Raw genomic sequence first — 15623 nt, 5'->3', positions numbered from 1 at the left:
GCCCTAACGATTCGCGTCCTTGCCGGGCGGGGCTTTGTCCGAAGCAAAATGCCATTTGCGGAAAAAGCATTGCCCGCTGTATTCCTCTAAAATGAGCGTTCATTCTGCACGAGGCCATCGGTGAAGCGGCGGCAATATTCAGAAGAAATTACGCCGGGCGGCATAGTAGCTGTCGATTTCTTCCTGCGCGCCGGACATGGGCTCCATCGTGTCGTGCGGCGCATCTTGCGGTATATCCCCCGGCGTAAGCGGTGGCGGATCGACGACGTCTTTGAGCAAAAGGCAGACGGTCGCGAGAAACCATGCTTCCAGCGCGCTGCTGAGCGGAAAGCGCACGAGCCAGGAGACGACGAGCGGCGGCAGCAGTTTGCCAGCCAGCAGCGTGACGAGATGGACGGGCAGGCAGAGCAGCAGCAGCCCGGCCGAAGCAAAGAGCAGCGGGACATAGACGGATTGTTGGGGACACAGCATGTTGCGCACACGGCAGCGCGCTTTCGTACCGACCAGACGTACCGCGGCGGAAAGAACCAGCATGCCCATTGTACAATAAAACAGAATGGAATAGAGGAACTGAACGAAGCTGTTTACTTCGGTCATGATGAAGAAAAAAGCAGCAAATATCAGCAATTCGAGAAGCAGCGCGACGAAGACGAGCAGCAGGCACTTGGGATAGGCGGCGGGCCAGCGAAAGGGCTCGAAGAAGCGCGCGGAACGGAAGCGTTCGCCCTTGATGAAAACGCACACGGCGAGGCGCATTTTTCCCAGCAGGAGGACGAGCGCGAGGGTGAGCACGAGCGGCACGCCCACGTAACCGAGCCAGACGGGCGGGGTTTCAAAAAACAGAGCGGGCAGCACTGCCGCCAAGGTTAGAAGGGAGAGGAGCAGCGACAGCGCGATGTCCAGGACGATCCAGAGGAGCAGGCTCCGCCGGCGGGTGCGCAGAAGATGAAAGGAAAAAGCGTATGTATCCCGGCAGGTGAAAAAGCAATCCTGAAGTCTGTTCATTCCCGCAACCTCCCTGTCTTTTAAAATGAGGAACAAATGTTCTGTAAAGAGTATAGCATAATGCCAGAACTGCGTAAAGAGAGGCAGGCGAAATTTTCCTTGACATGCGCGCCGTCCGGTCATATAATATACAAATCAATCATTCCTGAGCTATGCGGGAGTAGTCGGCGCGGCAGCGCGGCGGGGTCAACACACTGGCGGGCTTGCCCGTCTGGCTTTGCCTGAAACGACGAGACGCTTGAAACGGATGAAGAGGAGGCTTCCTCTGTCCGTTTCGGGCGTCTTTCTTTGTCTCGCGCGACATAAGCTGACATAGACAGGGACAGGAGGAAACGAAATGAGCACGACGATGCTGCTCCTGACGGCGGTAGCGCTCTCCATGGACGCGCTGGCCGTATCGATCTCCAACGGGATGACGATTCACGATCTGAAGGCGCGCGACGCGCTGAAGACGGGTTTCTTCTTCGGCGCATTCCAGGCGCTGATGCCCGCGATCGGATGGCTGGCCGGGACGAGTATACGGGACATGATCGTCTCCGTGGATCACTGGGTGGCGTTTGGGCTGCTGGCGGTCATCGGCGGCAAGATGATCTGGGATACGTTTCACGAGCAGGGGGACGACAGCGTCGCGAACCCGACGGACACGCGCGTGCTGCTGATCATGGCCGTTGCGACGAGCATCGACGCGTTGGCCGTGGGCATCAGTCTTGCGATGGAGCAGGTCGCCATCGTGCCGGCGGCGCTGACCATCGGCGCCGTCACGTTTTCGCTCTCCGCGTTGGGCGTGCTGCTGGGCAAGAAGCTGGGCGAAACCTGCCAAAAGCGCGCTGGGCTGATCGGCGGCATCATCCTCATCCTAATCGGCCTGAAGATCTTGATCGAGCATATCACCCAGGGCGTATAGGCTTAAAGCGAGCAGGCGCGAAAGAGATCTATAAGGTAGGCGCGGTATCCCTCGTCCGCAAAGAGCAGCGCATAGGCATCCTGCCCCGCCTGGATGAAGGCTTGCGAGAGCCCCTTGAGCCCGTAAGCGTAAAGAGGACAGAGCGCGTGCGCGCGGGCGTCCAGGCAAACGGAAAAGCGATCCGCCTCCGCGCGACAAAAGAGCGGGAACAGGCGGCAGGCGAGCGGGCGGTTCTGCCGCGGGCAGGCCCCTGCGCAGGTGAAAAGCCGCGCCCTTTTCCCGCCGAGGTCATAGGGAAGCGGCGTCACGCGGGCCCAGGCGGCTGTCTCGTAAAACGCTTCCTCGCCGGGAAAGAGCAGCATGCCGTTTTCGTCCGCCTGTTCGCCCTGGCAGCATGCGTGCGCGCAGAGCCGCCCGCAGTCCGCCAGGAGAGGCGTCACGCCTTCCAGAAGGTCGCGGGCTTTTGCGAGGACTTCTTTTGAATACATAAGCTTTCTTCCTTTGGGGCAGGGCCCCTTTTTTGTTTGCGCATATACGATTCGCCGTTCGCCGATGCAAACCCTTTATCCTCTTGCACCCTTTGCGCACGTCATGTATAATAAAAGGAAACGTAAGGGGGGAGCACCGTGCAGTTATGTCAGCATGCGTGCACCAAAGAGGTGCATTTGGGCAGCGGGGCCGGCGGCCTGCTGCTGCAGCGCAGATTGCCGGACTGCGTGGACGAGCTGCTCAGGCGCTTCGGCGGTCAGGTGCAGATGATTTACATCGATCCGCCCTTTAACACGGGTCAGCGCTTCGACATGAAGATGCGCGTGGGCGAGGAGGACTGGAAGCGTTCCCGCGCGAGGCTGACGCTGCCGGCCTACGACGACCGCTGGCCGAGTGAAGAGGAATACCTTTCCATGATGCGAAGCGCCCTTACGCTCGCGCGGGAGCTGCTGCGTGACGAGGGCACGATCTTTCTGCATATCGATTCGCGCATGCACGCGCGCCTTCGCCTGATGATGGATGACATCTTTGGCCCCCAGAACTTTTTAAACGAAATCATCTGGGCCTATCAGAGCGGGGGACGGGCGCTCAACCACTTTTCCCGCAAGCACGACATCATCCTCTTTTACAGAAAGAGCCGTCTGTATTACTTCAATATCCGGTCGGTGCCCGTGCCGCGCGCGGAAAACCGTTCCAACCACATGCGCCGCTGCGTGGACGCCGACGGGCGGACGTATCGCACGATCCGTTCCGGAGGCAAGGAGTACGTCTATTACGACGACGAACCCGCCTATCCCGGCGACGTATGGGACGACGTGAGCCATCTGCAGCAGAAGGACCCGCAGCGCACGGGATACGACACGCAAAAGCCCGTCAAGCTGCTGGAGCGGATCGTCCTCTGCGCGTCGAGGCCGGGCGATATCGTCTGCGATCTGTTCTGCGGTTCCGGCACGACGCTGGTCGCGGCGGCGCAAAACGGCCGGCGCTTTCTCGGCGTCGATCAGAGCGTGACCGCGCACGCCGTCGCGCGTAAGCGGCTGCTCGGCCGAAAGCTGGAAATTGAGACGCAGGCCCAGCCCGTAAACGCGGAGGTTTCGGCGACGTTGATGCCGGGTATCGGTTTTTACACGGTGCAGCTTTTAAAGTACGAGATCGAAGCGGAACTGGGGTGCTTTGACGGGCTGGACGCGGTGGATCAATGGTCCGCGGGCTTCCTGCGCGAGGGCGCGTTTCTCTCCTACGCCAACGCGGTGCGCAGCAAGCAGAGCCCGTGCCTCGCGAAGACGCTGGAAATTCCCGTGCTCTCCGGTACGCCGTGCATCGAGACGGTGGACGTGCTGGGGCGGCGCGCGTTTTACTGTTTTACCGAAACGTCGGGTCAATGAGGAGACGCAAATGAACAACGGATATACGCAATACATCCTGCGGCTGATCGCCGCGCAGGGGGCGCTGGCCTCCGTCTACACGGACCCGCGCGACCCGGACGGCTTTTGCGCGGGCTTTGTGGAATGCGTCAGCAGCCGGCACCTGCTGATGGCGGAGGTGACGCCCTGGGGCAAGCTGGACGGATGGTGTCTGCGGCGCACGACGGACGTATACCAGGTGCTTTCAGGCGAAGAGTACGAGCAGCGCCTGGCAATGCTCCTCTCCCACTATCATCAGCAGCACGTGACGTTCTTTGAAGCGCCTCTGGATGAGGAGGACGACATCCTGCAGTGCGCGTTGAAGTGCTGCAGGGAAAAGCAGCGCGTCGTCAGCGTGCTGATCGCGGACGAGATGATCACCGGGCGCGTGACCGACCTCAACGACCTGCGGGTTACGCTGCGCCTGATGGACTTCTTCGGGCGCCCAGCGGAGGAAGAAACGATTCCGCTGCGCGACGTCGAGGTGCTTTCCATCGACACCGAGGAGGAGCGCATGTACGAGCTGCTGGAGCGGTTGGATGCGCAGCGCCCGCAGATTTTGCCTCCGGAGGAAAGATGAAGATCAAGATTTTGACGATATTCCCGGAGATGTTTGCGCCGGTGCTCGGAGCGAGCATGCTGGGGCGCGCGCAGGAGAACGGACTCCTCTCCTTTGAGGTGATCGACATCCGGCCTTTTTCTTTGCGCAAGCACAAGAACACGGACGACGACCCCTTCGGCGGCGGCGCGGGCATGGTGATGCTGGCGCAGCCGATCGTGGACGCGATGCGCTTCGCGATGGGGGAGAGCTTTCGTGGCCGGCGCATCTACATGTCCCCGCGCGGCCAGACGCTGACGCAGCGCAAGGTGGAGGAGCTCGCGAAGGAGGAGACGCTGATCCTTCTTTGCGGCCATTACGAGGGCGTGGATCAGCGCGCGATCGACCTGTGCATCGATGAGGAGCTATCCATCGGGGATTACGTGCTCACGGGCGGCGAGCTCGCGGCCATGGTGGTGGCGGACAGCGTGGCGCGGCTGATCCCCGGCGTGCTCGGGTGCGAGGAGAGCGCGCAGACGGAATCCTTTTCCTCCGGTCTGCTCGAATACCCGCAGTACACGCGCCCTCGGGTCTTCGAGGGGCTGGAGGTGCCGGAGGTGCTTGTGGGCGGAAACCACGCGCTGATCGAGGATTGGCGCTTCGAGCAGGCGCTTCGCCTTACGCTGGAAAGGCGTCCTGAAATGCTGCGGGGGCTCCCCATGGACAAGCGCCAGCGCAGGATTTTCAACCGCGTGATGGCGTCCAGGGAGCAGCTCTCAGACGGCCAGAGCGACAAATCAGCGCTTATCCCTTCTAACGAAGCGGAGAATCGCGTATACTAAAACAAACAAAAGAGGAGGTCTTGTGGTATGTGGGGTGAAGGAAAGAAAGCGAAGGGCGCTTTTATCGCGCTGTCCGTCGGATACATCGTGCTGGGGCTGGTGTTGCTGCTCTGGCCGCAGATATCCATGAACATCATCTGTTACGTGTTGGGCGCGGCGGCGGTAGCGCTGGGCGCAATAAAACTCTGGCGTTACTTTACGGCGGACGGGCTGGAGCTCATCTTCATGGACATGTCCGCCGGTGTAGTCGCCCTGCTGATCGGCCTGGTGCTGCTCATAAAGCCGGCGCTGCTGCTGGGGCTCATCCCGATCATCCTGGGCGTGATGATCGCCGTAGATGGCACGGCCCGCGTCCGCACGGCGCTCGACCTGCGCACCGTGGGATACAACAACTGGGTGATCGAGCTCATCCTGGCGGTCGTGTCGGTCGCGTTGGGCATCCTGCTGATCGTGAACCCGATGTTCTCTTTGGGGCTTGCGACCGCCTTCATCGGCGCCGCGCTGTGTGTGGACGGCATCATCAACCTGTGGGACGTCTTTTACATCTCCCGTCAGCTCAAAAAACTGCGGGGCTGAAAGACAAAAAATGGACGGCTGTAGCATTCAGCCGCCCATTTTTTTGTCCAACGGAAAGTTGCCGCTCAGTAGGTGTAATTTTCCACCTCAACCTTGTCGGGGTCGGTATAGGGGGCGAGCGTCGAAATCATCTTGACCGGCGCGCTTGAGTTGTTCTTAACGTAGTGGATTTCGCCCGGCTCGATGTGGATGAGCTGACCGGGTTTCATAGGATGTACGACGCCGTCCACCACGATGTCCACCTCGCCCTCCAGAACGAAGAAATTTTCTTCCATGACGTTGTGGTAGTGCGCCTTAAAGTCCTCGCCAGCCTGAAACTGCACCACCGCGAAGTTGATACGCGGTCCCTTCATCAGGTACTTGGGGCCGCTGTTCCCAAAACGGTATTCCCGTTCGTTTTCATCGATGATAAACATAGCCTTTTTCTCCCTTCTACTGCCTTAAACGCCCGGAGCCGCCCACAGGAAGCGCGTCACGCGCTCATCCGCCAAGTGCAGCTGCGCGGCGTACATCTCGCGCCAGGTATCGTACATTTGCCTGTATACGCCGTTATTTTCCATGTTGGGCGTGAAGACGCGATCCCATTTCACGAGCCTTCGCGCCGCCGCCGGAATGTCGTCGTAAATGCCCACGCCGTAACCCGCGAGGATCGCCGCGCCCAGCGCGGTCGCCTCCTTAACCACGGGGACCTTCACCGGCACGCCCAGCATGTCTGAGACGATCTGACACCACAGCGCGCTCTTGGATGCGCCGCCCGCAAAGACGATCTCCGTGGGCATGCCGCCGGTTGCCTCGCGCACGAGCTCCATGTGCCCCCGGGTCACCATCGCGGTGTTCTCCATGATGGCCCTGTAGAATGTGTATCGGTTGAAACGTTCGGGATCGAGGTCAAAGTTAGTGAACGTTGGCGCAGCGTGGCGCCAGGAGATATAGTTCATGACGTCCGAAAATGCGCACATCATGCCATAGCAGCCTGCGGGAATCTTTTCCGCCTGCTCGTTCATGACGTCGTAAGTGTCGCGGCCCGTCGCCTTGGCGATTTCATGTTCAGGCGCGCAGAATGCATCCCGATACCAGCGCATGACGAGACCGGGCTTAAAGGCCAGCGCCTCGTACTGCCAGACGCCCGGCACGGCGTGGCAGTTGACGCGCACGCGGCAAGCAGGATCGGTCTGCCCGCTCGTGGTGTTGAACTCGTACTGCCAGAAGCTGCCGCCGAAGACGGCAGCCTGGCCCGCATCCACGACGCCTACGCCTACGCAGCCCAGCTGCGCGTCGCCGCCCCCGGCGACGACGGGCGTGCCCGCGGCAAGCCCTGTCGCTCCGGCGCCCGCCTCGCTGACCGGGGCCACGACGCTGCCGCACTCGTAGACGGGCGGGAAGATGCCCGTCTTGAGGCCCACGCGCGCTGCGATTTCCTCGTCCCATGCGCGTTTTTGCAGATCGAAGATGCCCGTCGTGCAGCCGTTGGAGGGCTCGGTGGACAGGACGCCCGTGAGCTTGTAGATCAGCCAGTCGTTGAACATCGTGACGTAGGCTGTCTTTTCGTACACGTCCGGCATCTTGTTCTTGACCCAGAGGATGCGGGGCAGTGCGCCCAGCGCATAGGTTTGACCGGACCTGCGGTAGAGCTCCTTTTCAAGCTGCGGATCCCTGCGCACGAGCTCGGCGACCTCGTCGTCGCTGCGTGCGTCGACGTTGGCGCAGGCCCAGATTTCGCGGCCGGCTGCGTCGTAGAGCACGATGCCCTCGCGCATGCAGGTCGTGCTGACCGCCGCGATGCTCGCGGGATCGATGCCGCTTTGTTCGATGACGCCCCGAATGCACGCGCGGGCGAGCTCCCAGTTGTGCACCCAGTCAAAGTCCATGCTGCCGGGGTAGCGTGGGTCCTCCTTGTGCTCCCATTCCTGCTGAACACAGCCGATCTGAATGCCTTCCGTGTTGAACAGAACGGCGCGGACGCTTCCGGTGCCTGCGTCCACGGCCATCAGGTGACGCATTGACATAGAGCTTTCCTTCCTTTCCTGATGATGCAAAAAAACTTACAGCGAAGCGCAGGGGGGCTCTTCGCTGACGAGTTGTGAAGCGGTCTGCTCATCCGTGATGAGCACGTCGAGATAGCCCCCGCGCAGCACGGCGCGGATCGCCTCGACCTTGTGCAAACCTGCGGCGACACCGATGACATTGCTCAGCTCGCGCAGGGTGGAGAGCGGCGTAGAGATGAGACGATTCTCCAAAGGGGTTTGAACGAGGTTGCCGTCGCGGTCGATGAAGTGGCTGAGCACATCGCCCACAGCGCCGTTCATCGTGAGGTAAAGGATGTCGTTATGGCTGAGTATGCCGGAACGGATGACGGTCGCGCTCTCGTGCGTCGATCCGATCCCGACGACCGTGAGCTGCGACAGACCGATCATCCGGCTGATTTCCACGATGGAAGCCTCTTGACAGATGGCGTCCGCCATCTCCTTGGTACTGACCAGCAGCGGCGCGGGCATGAGGTAGAGCTTGGCGTTGAAGACATTTGAACGGGTGTTGGGCAGGTAATAGCTGACCCCGCCCGTGAGCGAGACGCAGGTAAGCGGGGTCTCCGCCATCATCGCCAGGTGGTTGAGTACGCGCCCTGGCGTGTCGCCATAGCCCATGTTGATGCACGGGTTGCCCTGCAGACGGTCCGCGATGTACATGGCGGCCGCCTTGGCGATGCTTTCGTTGAGCTCCGTCGCGTCCGGCGTGCTCGGAATGACGAATACGTCCTTTAAATGGAAGCGGTCGATCATCGCGCGCTCCAGTTCCATGCGGCCGATGCCGTCCGAACGGAGACGAAACTGGATGATGCCGCACTGGCGTGCGCGCTCTAGCAGCTTGATGACGCGCATCCGGCTGATGCCCATCAGGTCAGCGATGGTTTGCTGGGTCAGGTTTTCAAAGAAATAGTACCAAGCCGCCTTGACCATCAGCGATTCTTCGTAGTTCATCCGCATCCTGCCTTTATCGCAGCAGGACAAACAATTATTTGCCCCACAAACAAATGTTTTATAAATAGAGTATAGCATCCGCGCTTGATGATGTCAATTCTTTTTAGAAAAGCGTGGTAAATATTCGTGAATAAAGGAATAATTGCGAAAAGATGTGGATAAATAGTTGACAAGTCTGCTGAATTATCGTATGATGGGAATGGGAATAAATTGTTTAGATGATAAACATTTGTTATCGATGGGCAGGTGAATCACGCACCATGGAAAACGACATGCAGGGCGCTTGTCCAAACACCATGATCTCCGTGCGCGGCATCCGCAAGGCCTTCGGGCAAAATGTCGTGCTCAAGGGCATCGACTTGGATGTGCGGGCGGGCGAGGTGCTTGCGCTGATCGGCGGCAACGGCGCCGGAAAATCGACGCTCATGAAGATCGTCATGGGCATTTACCAGCAGGACGATGGGGATATCTACGTCGGCGGGCAGCCCGTCAAGCTGGGGCGGCCGGCGGCTTCGCTGGCACAGGGCATTTACCTCGTGCCGCAGGAGCCGATGCTCTTTCCCAACATGTCCGTAGAAGAAAACGTAACCATGGGTTTTTCGCAGAAGAAGACCGAGCTGCACCGGCGCCTCGTCACGCTGTGCAGCCAGCTGGGCTGGAAGCTCGACCTTTCGCGCCGGGCGGACAGCCTTTCCATCGCGGAACAGCAGCTCGTGGAGATCCTGCGCGGGCTGATGCGCGAGGCGCGCATCCTCATCCTGGACGAGCCGACCAGCTCGCTTACCTTTAACGAGGTGGAGTCGCTCTTTCGCACGATTGAGGATCTCAAAAAGAAGAACATCAGCATCATCTACATCACACACCGCCTGACGGAGGTATTTGAAATCGCGACGCACGTGGCGATCATGCGCGACGGTATCATCACGCTCTCGGGTCCGGTCGCGGATTTTGACCGCGAGATGCTCGTGCGGGGCCTGCTGCCGCCGGATACGAAGGAGCGCGAACAAAAGGAAGCGCACCGTGAGATCGACTACGCAGGCTTAAAGCCCGTCCTGCAAGTGCAGCACCTTTCGGGCTATGGCTTTGACGACGTGAGTTTTGAGGTATATCCGGGCGAGATCCTGGGCCTCGCGGGCGTCGTAGGCGCGGGGCGCACCGAGATCGCGACCACAATCTTCGGCAAGGACATCGTGCGGGGCGGCAAGGTGCTGTTGCTGGGCGAGGACATCACCGGCATGAAGACCAAGCAGGTCATGCGAAAGGGCCTCAGCTACGTGGCCGAGGACCGCTTTCTGCACGGCATCTTCCGCATCAGCGACGTGGCGGCCAACACCTCGGCCTCGAGTCTTTCAAGCATGGGCCGCTTCTTCATGAACTTCGGGCGCGAGAGAAGGCTCACGGACGAATACGTGCGGTCCTTCCGCACGAAGGTGACAGGGTGCGACCAACTCATGGGTTCGCTCTCCGGCGGCAATCAGCAGAAGGTCGTCATCGCCCGCTCGCTGTCGACGCAGCCCAAGCTGCTCATTCTGGACGAGCCTACGCGCGGCATCGACGCTGCGGCGCGCGGCGACGTATACGCGATCATCCAGCAGCTGCGCGAGCAGGGGCTCGCGATTCTGCTCATCTCCTCCGACATGGAGGAAATCGTGGAGCTCTCCGACCGTGCGGTGACGATGTACTGCGGGCGGATCAACCACTGCTTTGAAAAGCACGAGATCAATCAGGACAACCTGATGGCCGCCGCCTTTGGCGTGTACGAGGGAGGGGTGAAGGGTGCTTAAAAAACTCCTGAAATCGCGCGAAATGACCTCCATCGTCTTCATCGTCGTGCTGTTTCTGGGCGTGGGGATCGTCAATCCTGCCTTTCTCTCCAGCCGCAACATCATGCTGTGCTTCAACGGCGGCGTGGTCTATACGATCATGGCGATGGGCATCGCGTTCGTCATCATGACCGGGGAGATCGACGTCTCCGTGGGCGCGACTATGGGCATGGCCGCGGCGGTCTCCGCCACCCTGATCAGGGATGGGGCGCCTTGGACGCTGGCGATCGGTGCGGCGCTGCTCATCGGCGTCGCGGTCGGGCTGGTCAACGGTTTTGGCGTGACGGTGATCGGTATCCCATCGATCATCATGACGCTAGGCGTCAACGGCATCGTGCGCGGCCTCATCTACGTGTACACGGGCGGCAAGTGGGTCGAAAACCTTCCTTACGAGTTCAAGGCGCTCTCCCAGGCGAGTTTGGGCTCGATCACCTACTTTTACCTGTCGGCTCTGGTTGCGATGGTCGTCATCCATCTGGTTCTCACGCGGTCGAGACGCGGGCGCTACCTGGCGGCCGTGGGCGACAACATCGGCGGCGCGACGCTGCTGGGCATCCCGGTCACCGGCACAAAGATCGCCTCGTTCGTGCTGTGCGGCGTGGCGGCGGCCGTGGGCGGCGTCCTGTACGTCAGCCGCGTAGGCTTCGTGACGCCCACGGCAGGCAGCGGATACGAAATGAAGGTCATCGCGGCCTGCGTGCTGGGCGGCATCAGCCTTTCAGGCGGCGTAGGCTCCGTGATCGGCGCGACGGTAGGCGCCGCTATTATGGCCTCTATCAGCCGCGTTCTGGTCTTCCTTGGCTTTTCTTCCGACTATGACGACACGATTACCGGCATCCTTCTGATCACGATCGTCGTGTGCGACGCGCTGCTGCAGCACAGGGCTGCAGAGAAGGCGCGCCGGGAGCGGCTTTCGGCAAAGACGGCGAACGCGGGTGCAAAGGAGGCGGCGGCGCAATGAAACGGATGAAGAAGCTGCTTTGCCGCTGGGAGACGTTCCTCGTCGTCCTGCTGCTGCTGGAAATCGTGGTCTTCGGCGGAATCAATCCCAAGTTTTTAAAGCCGCGCGTGCTGCTGGGCAGCATCAACGACTTCATGTCCATCTGCATCATCTCCCTGTTCGTGACGTTCGTGCTCATCACGGGCGGCATGGACATTCAGGCGGGCTCGATCGTGGGGCTCACGTCTATCTCCATCGGCGTGCTCTGGAACGACGTAGGCATGAACATCTGGGTCGCCTGCGCCGTCGGGCTCGTGATCGGCGCGTTGTGCGGCACGCTTTCCGGTTTCTTCGTAGCCTACGCGGACGTGCAGCCGATGGTCGTCACGCTGGGCGGGTCGTTCCTCTATTCGGGTCTGGCGCTGGCGGTCACCAACCTGTCGGCCACGGAGTCGTACAAGGGCATCAGCGGCTTCCCAGAAGCGTTTACAAGGCTGGCGAAGGGACGCGTCTTCCAGGTCGTTCCCTATCAGCTGCTCATCTTCCTGGGACTCGTGGTGATCGCCTACCTCTTGCTGCACCGCACGACGTACGGCCGCAAGGTGTTCCTGTGCGGCGTCAACCGCCACGCGGCGGAATACTGCGGCATCAAGACGAAGCTCGTCACCATGAGCACGTACACGCTTTCCGGCATGAGCGCTTCGCTGGCCGGCATCCTGCTGACCGCTTACCTGGGCACCTCGAAGGCGGATCTGGGCAAGGAGCTCACGCTGCCGATCATCACGGCCGTCGTCCTGGGCGGTACGTCCAATCTCGGCGGCACGGGCGGCGTCATCGGCACCGCGCTCGCGGCGCTGGTCATCGGCATCCTGCGCTTTGGCATGTCGATGGCGGGCGTCAACACGCAATATCTGGACATTCCGGTGGGCGTGCTTCTCGTCGTATCCGTAGCGCTGCGCTTTGCGGGCAGCAACCCCAGGCTCGCTGCGCTCGTGCAGAAGCTGCGCGCAAAGCGCAGGCGTTCCTCCCCCAAAGGCGGGGTTCAGGCATAAATAACCGGGCAGGCGCAGGGGCTGCACGGTTAAATAATGTAGGAGGTTCCCAATTATGAAAAAGTTTCTCGCTGTCATGATGGCTTGCATGCTGCTCGTCGCCTGCAGCGCTTCCGCTCTGGCGGCCGACATCACGGTTGTTTTCGTACCCAAGCTGACCGGCAACGCGTTCTTCGAGTCCGCGAACGACGGCGCGCAGGAATACGCCTCCAAGATCGAGGGCATGTCCGTCAAATATGACGGCAACCCCGAAGCCTCCATCGCCAATCAGGTTACCGTCATCAACAACGCGATCCAGCAGGGCGCCGACGCACTGTGCGTGTCCTCCGTGGACGCGACCGGCCTGGACGACGCGATGCGCGAAGCCAAGGAAGCCGGACTTGCGGTCGTCACGTGGGATTCCGACGTGTCCGGCGACTGCCGTACCGTCATGGTCTCCCAGGGCACGCCCGAGCAGCTCGGCCAGATGCTGGCCGACATGCTGGCTGAATCCCTGAAGAGCCGCGGCAAGGATCCTGAGAAGGACGCCATCAAGTATTGCTGGCATTACTCCCAGGCGACTGTCGCCGACCAGAACAGCTGGCAGGTAGCCGGCGAAAAGTACATCGCCGAGAAGTACCCGAACTGGGTCAACGTCGCGCCCGACAACTACTACTCCATGCAGGACGCTGAAAAGGCCATCAGCGTGGGTGAGTCCATCCTGACCGCGCATGCGGACATCGACGGCATCATCTGCAACGACTCCACCGCTCTGCCGGGCCAGTGCCAGGCAGCGCAGAACCTGGGCCTCACGAAGGACAACGTCTCCATTACCGGTTTTGCATCCCCGAACTCCATGAAGGACTATTGCCGCGCGGGCATCCTCGAGCGCTGGGGCCTGTGGGATTGCAAGGTGCAGGGCGCGCTGGGTTGCTATCTGGCGTACTACATCGCTTCCGGCAACGACGTGAAGGTCGGTGACAAGATCGACGTTCCGGAAATCGGCACCGTCGAAGTCATGCCCAACACGGTTCTGGACCCGAACGCGTACACGGCGGAGGATTCCGGCGTCGTACTGCTGCCGGAGCGCACCGTCTTCACCGCGGAGAACATGGACAACTATAACTTCTAATATCTTCGGATATTGAAGCCATAAAGCCGAAGTATGGCTGCGGTCCTGCGCCGCAGTCATACTTCGCGTAATGCAGGAAAAAGGAATAAGGAGGAAATCCGCTATGGCAGACAAGGACGGATTGAAAGTCGCAAAGGATTATCACGTAAGCGAACCCTTCGCAAATCAGGGCAGCTTTCACGTCAAGGGCGCGAACAACCTGGATTGGGGGATGAAGAAGCATCTCTCCAATATTTTTGATCCGAAAAGCGGGAACACCGTGATGTTTGCGTTCGACCACGGCTACTTCATGGGTTCGACCGCCGGGCTGGAGCGTCTGGACCTGATCGTGCCCAGGCTCATGCCCTACGTGGACGTGCTGATGGGCACGCGGGGGGCGCTGCGCACCTGCATCCCGCCGACTTGCCGCAAGGCCGTGGCGCTGCGCGTCTCCTCCGGCTCCTCGATGCTGAACGACGATTTGAGCCACGAGGTTCTGGCGGTAGACATCGAAGACGCCATCCGCATGAACGCGGACTGCATCGCCGTCCAGACGTTCATCGGCGCGGACGGGCAGCTTTCCAGCATCGACAACCTCTCCAAGGCGATCAACACGGGCATGCGCTACAGCATCCCCACGCTGGGCGTCGTGGCCGTCGGCAAGCAGATGGAGCGCACGGATCGTTTCTTCAAGCTGGCCACCCGTATCGTAGCGGAGATGGGCGCGAACATCATCAAGACGTATTACTGCGAAAACTTTGAGGAAGTCGTCGCGGCCTGCCCGGTGCCGATCGTCGTCGCGGGCGGCAAGAAGCTGCCCGAGGACGAGGCGCTGACGATGGCTTATCGCTCCATCGCGGGCGGCGCGCGCGGGCTTGACATGGGCCGCAACATCTTCCAGAGCGAGCACCCGGCAGAAATGGCGCAGGCCATCCGCAAGGTCGTTCACGAGGGATACACGGACAAGGAAGCCTACGAATTCTATACGGACGCGATTCATCAGGCATAAAGTCGGAACGGACGGCATCTTGCAGAGGAAGGAGAGAGGCCCATGGCGGAACAAATTCTCAGCCTCGTGCTGCCCGTGCTCGTGATGATCGCGCTAGGGCGGCTGTGCTGCGCTCGCGGCGTTCTAAACGACGAACGGCACCGGGGGCTCAAGGATCTTATTGGGAACGTCCTGCTGCCGGTCGTGCTCTTCAACGCCTTTTTTACGGCGGATTACAGCGCGCGCATGCTGCTCGTGTTTGCCGCCGTCTTTTTAAGCTGCGGGGCCGCGCTCGCGGCGGGCTACGCACTGCGGCGCTTTGCCGCACCGTACGGGCGCTTCATGCCGCTGCTGATGACCGGGTTTGAGGGCGGCATGCTCGGCTACGCGCTGTTCGGCCTGCTCTACGGACAGGGGAGCCTCTCGACCTTCGCCATGGCGGACGTGGGGCAGACGACGTTTGCTTACACCGTGTTTCTGGCGGCGCTCAGGTCGGCGGCTGGGGAACGGACGGACGCAAAAAGCATCATGCGCGGCATGCTGACGAACAGGGCCTTCCTGGGGATGCTGCTGGGCATTCTGCTCGGCGCGCTGGGCGTAGGCAGGCGGCTTCTGCCCACGGCGGCGGGCACCGTGCTGTCCGCGATCATCTCGTTCGTTTCCGCGCCGACCTCCGCGCTGATTCTGCTCGTGGTCGGCTACCAACTGAACCTGTCGCGCGCGCTGCTGCGTCCGGTGCTCACGACCATCGGCCTGCGTCTCGCGGTAATGGCGGCGCTGTGTGCCGTTACGAGCTGGATCATCTTCACGCTTACGCCTTTTGACCATCGCCTGATGACGGCGCTGTTGCTGCTCTTCTCACTGCCCGCGCCATTTATCATCCCGCTTTTTGCTGACGTGGGCGACCAGGGGGAGTACATTTCTACGACGCTTTCGCTATCCACGCTCGTCACCGTGGCGCTGTACGCGCTCATTGCGGCGTACGCGATGGCGTGACG

16 protein-coding genes are annotated in these 15623 nt (G+C 60.9%); 11 read left to right on the top strand and 5 right to left on the bottom strand.

Annotated elements, in window-relative coordinates; all coding sequences use genetic code 11:
- Nucleotides 1-138: 138 nt before the first annotated feature.
- Nucleotides 139-1005, bottom strand: a complete 867-nt coding sequence (locus C1725_RS14410; RefSeq protein ID WP_102412262.1) for a hypothetical protein — start codon at nt 1003-1005, stop codon at nt 139-141.
- Nucleotides 1006-1342: 337 nt separating this feature from the next.
- Here C1725_RS14410 and C1725_RS14405 point away from each other — a divergent pair, with 337 nt between their 5' ends.
- A complete protein-coding gene (locus C1725_RS14405) occupies nt 1343-1909 on the top strand; it encodes a manganese efflux pump (RefSeq protein ID WP_102412261.1) in 567 nt (188 codons plus the stop codon).
- 2 nt (nt 1910-1911) lie between these two features.
- On the opposite strand, the gene C1725_RS14400 is transcribed toward C1725_RS14405, so the two are convergent.
- Nucleotides 1912-2397, bottom strand: coding sequence for a hypothetical protein (locus C1725_RS14400; RefSeq protein WP_102412260.1), 486 nt, complete (start codon nt 2395-2397; stop codon nt 1912-1914).
- A gap of 138 nt (nt 2398-2535) precedes the next feature.
- On the opposite strand from C1725_RS14400, the gene C1725_RS14395 reads away from it, so the two are divergent.
- The 4 genes from C1725_RS14395 to C1725_RS14380 are packed head-to-tail and all read left to right on the top strand — an operon-like array spanning nt 2536 to nt 5757.
- On the top strand, nt 2536-3783 hold the full coding sequence (locus C1725_RS14395) for a DNA methyltransferase (RefSeq protein ID WP_146009257.1): 1248 nt from the start codon (nt 2536-2538) through the stop codon (nt 3781-3783).
- A 10-nt stretch (nt 3784-3793) separates the two neighbouring features.
- Nucleotides 3794-4381 carry a hypothetical protein gene (locus tag C1725_RS14390; protein ID WP_102412258.1) on the top strand — a complete coding sequence of 196 codons (588 nt, stop codon included), beginning with the start codon at nt 3794-3796 and terminating at the stop codon, nt 4379-4381.
- Nucleotides 4378-5181 carry a tRNA (guanosine(37)-N1)-methyltransferase TrmD gene (gene trmD, locus C1725_RS14385; protein ID WP_102412257.1) on the top strand — a complete coding sequence of 268 codons (804 nt, stop codon included), beginning with the start codon at nt 4378-4380 and terminating at the stop codon, nt 5179-5181. The genes C1725_RS14390 and trmD overlap by 4 nt, the downstream gene beginning before the upstream one ends.
- A gap of 27 nt (nt 5182-5208) precedes the next feature.
- Nucleotides 5209-5757, top strand: coding sequence for a DUF308 domain-containing protein (locus tag C1725_RS14380; protein ID WP_102412256.1), 549 nt, complete (start codon nt 5209-5211; stop codon nt 5755-5757).
- A gap of 65 nt (nt 5758-5822) precedes the next feature.
- Here C1725_RS14380 and C1725_RS14375 read toward each other — a convergent pair whose 3' ends face one another.
- The 3 genes from C1725_RS14375 to C1725_RS14365 are packed head-to-tail and all read right to left on the bottom strand — an operon-like array spanning nt 5823 to nt 8732.
- Nucleotides 5823-6173: a cupin domain-containing protein gene (locus C1725_RS14375; RefSeq protein WP_102412255.1), complete on the bottom strand. Its 351-nt coding sequence runs from the start codon at nt 6171-6173 to the stop codon at nt 5823-5825.
- A gap of 24 nt (nt 6174-6197) precedes the next feature.
- Nucleotides 6198-7763, bottom strand: a complete 1566-nt coding sequence (gene lsrK / locus C1725_RS14370) for an autoinducer-2 kinase (protein ID WP_102412254.1) — start codon at nt 7761-7763, stop codon at nt 6198-6200.
- Between the two features lie 36 nt (nt 7764-7799).
- Nucleotides 7800-8732: a sugar-binding transcriptional regulator gene (locus C1725_RS14365; protein WP_346026698.1), complete on the bottom strand. Its 933-nt coding sequence runs from the start codon at nt 8730-8732 to the stop codon at nt 7800-7802.
- 260 nt (nt 8733-8992) lie between these two features.
- On the opposite strand from C1725_RS14365, the gene C1725_RS14360 reads away from it, so the two are divergent.
- From C1725_RS14360 to C1725_RS14335, 6 genes are all read left to right on the top strand, one after another.
- Entirely contained in the window at nt 8993-10516 is a 1524-nt protein-coding gene (locus tag C1725_RS14360) for a sugar ABC transporter ATP-binding protein (RefSeq protein WP_346026697.1), read from the top strand.
- Nucleotides 10509-11516: an ABC transporter permease gene (locus tag C1725_RS14355; RefSeq protein ID WP_346026696.1), complete on the top strand. Its 1008-nt coding sequence runs from the start codon at nt 10509-10511 to the stop codon at nt 11514-11516. Before C1725_RS14360 ends, C1725_RS14355 begins: the two co-directional genes overlap by 8 nt.
- Nucleotides 11513-12547, top strand: a complete 1035-nt coding sequence (locus C1725_RS14350) for an ABC transporter permease (protein WP_346026695.1) — start codon at nt 11513-11515, stop codon at nt 12545-12547. Before C1725_RS14355 ends, C1725_RS14350 begins: the two co-directional genes overlap by 4 nt.
- A gap of 55 nt (nt 12548-12602) precedes the next feature.
- Nucleotides 12603-13658, top strand: coding sequence for a substrate-binding domain-containing protein (locus tag C1725_RS14345; RefSeq protein WP_102412252.1), 1056 nt, complete (start codon nt 12603-12605; stop codon nt 13656-13658).
- Between the two features lie 103 nt (nt 13659-13761).
- A complete protein-coding gene (lsrF, locus tag C1725_RS14340) occupies nt 13762-14646 on the top strand; it encodes a 3-hydroxy-5-phosphonooxypentane-2,4-dione thiolase (protein WP_102412251.1) in 885 nt (294 codons plus the stop codon).
- A gap of 42 nt (nt 14647-14688) precedes the next feature.
- On the top strand, nt 14689-15621 hold the full coding sequence (locus C1725_RS14335; RefSeq protein ID WP_102412250.1) for an AEC family transporter: 933 nt from the start codon (nt 14689-14691) through the stop codon (nt 15619-15621).
- The last annotated feature ends 2 nt before the right edge of the window (nt 15622-15623 follow it).

The organism is Beduinella massiliensis, from assembly GCF_900199405.1.
Lineage (GTDB): Bacteria > Bacillota > Clostridia > Christensenellales > Aristaeellaceae > Beduinella > Beduinella massiliensis.
Note: the sequence above shows the minus strand (reverse complement) of the source record. Positions and strands in the feature narration are given on the sequence as shown.

Bases quoted from the DNA above. Each gene is read 5' to 3' on its own strand.
- C1725_RS14360 (WP_346026697.1), top strand. From the start codon at position 8,993: ATGGAAAACGACATGCAGGGCGCTTGTCCAAACACCATGATCTCCGTG.
- C1725_RS14375 (WP_102412255.1), bottom strand. From the start codon at position 6,173: ATGTTTATCATCGATGAAAACGAACGGGAATACCGTTTTGGGAACAGC.
- C1725_RS14400 (WP_102412260.1), bottom strand. From the start codon at position 2,397: ATGTATTCAAAAGAAGTCCTCGCAAAAGCCCGCGACCTTCTGGAAGGC.
- C1725_RS14380 (WP_102412256.1), top strand. From the start codon at position 5,209: ATGTGGGGTGAAGGAAAGAAAGCGAAGGGCGCTTTTATCGCGCTGTCC.
- C1725_RS14365 (WP_346026698.1), bottom strand. From the start codon at position 8,732: ATGAACTACGAAGAATCGCTGATGGTCAAGGCGGCTTGGTACTATTTC.
- C1725_RS14335 (WP_102412250.1), top strand. From the start codon at position 14,689: ATGGCGGAACAAATTCTCAGCCTCGTGCTGCCCGTGCTCGTGATGATC.
- C1725_RS14410 (WP_102412262.1), bottom strand. From the start codon at position 1,005: ATGAACAGACTTCAGGATTGCTTTTTCACCTGCCGGGATACATACGCT.
- C1725_RS14345 (WP_102412252.1), top strand. From the start codon at position 12,603: ATGAAAAAGTTTCTCGCTGTCATGATGGCTTGCATGCTGCTCGTCGCC.
- C1725_RS14350 (WP_346026695.1), top strand. From the start codon at position 11,513: ATGAAACGGATGAAGAAGCTGCTTTGCCGCTGGGAGACGTTCCTCGTC.
- C1725_RS14405 (WP_102412261.1), top strand. From the start codon at position 1,343: ATGAGCACGACGATGCTGCTCCTGACGGCGGTAGCGCTCTCCATGGAC.
- lsrF (WP_102412251.1), top strand. From the start codon at position 13,762: ATGGCAGACAAGGACGGATTGAAAGTCGCAAAGGATTATCACGTAAGC.
- lsrK (WP_102412254.1), bottom strand. From the start codon at position 7,763: ATGTCAATGCGTCACCTGATGGCCGTGGACGCAGGCACCGGAAGCGTC.
- trmD (WP_102412257.1), top strand. From the start codon at position 4,378: ATGAAGATCAAGATTTTGACGATATTCCCGGAGATGTTTGCGCCGGTG.
- C1725_RS14390 (WP_102412258.1), top strand. From the start codon at position 3,794: ATGAACAACGGATATACGCAATACATCCTGCGGCTGATCGCCGCGCAG.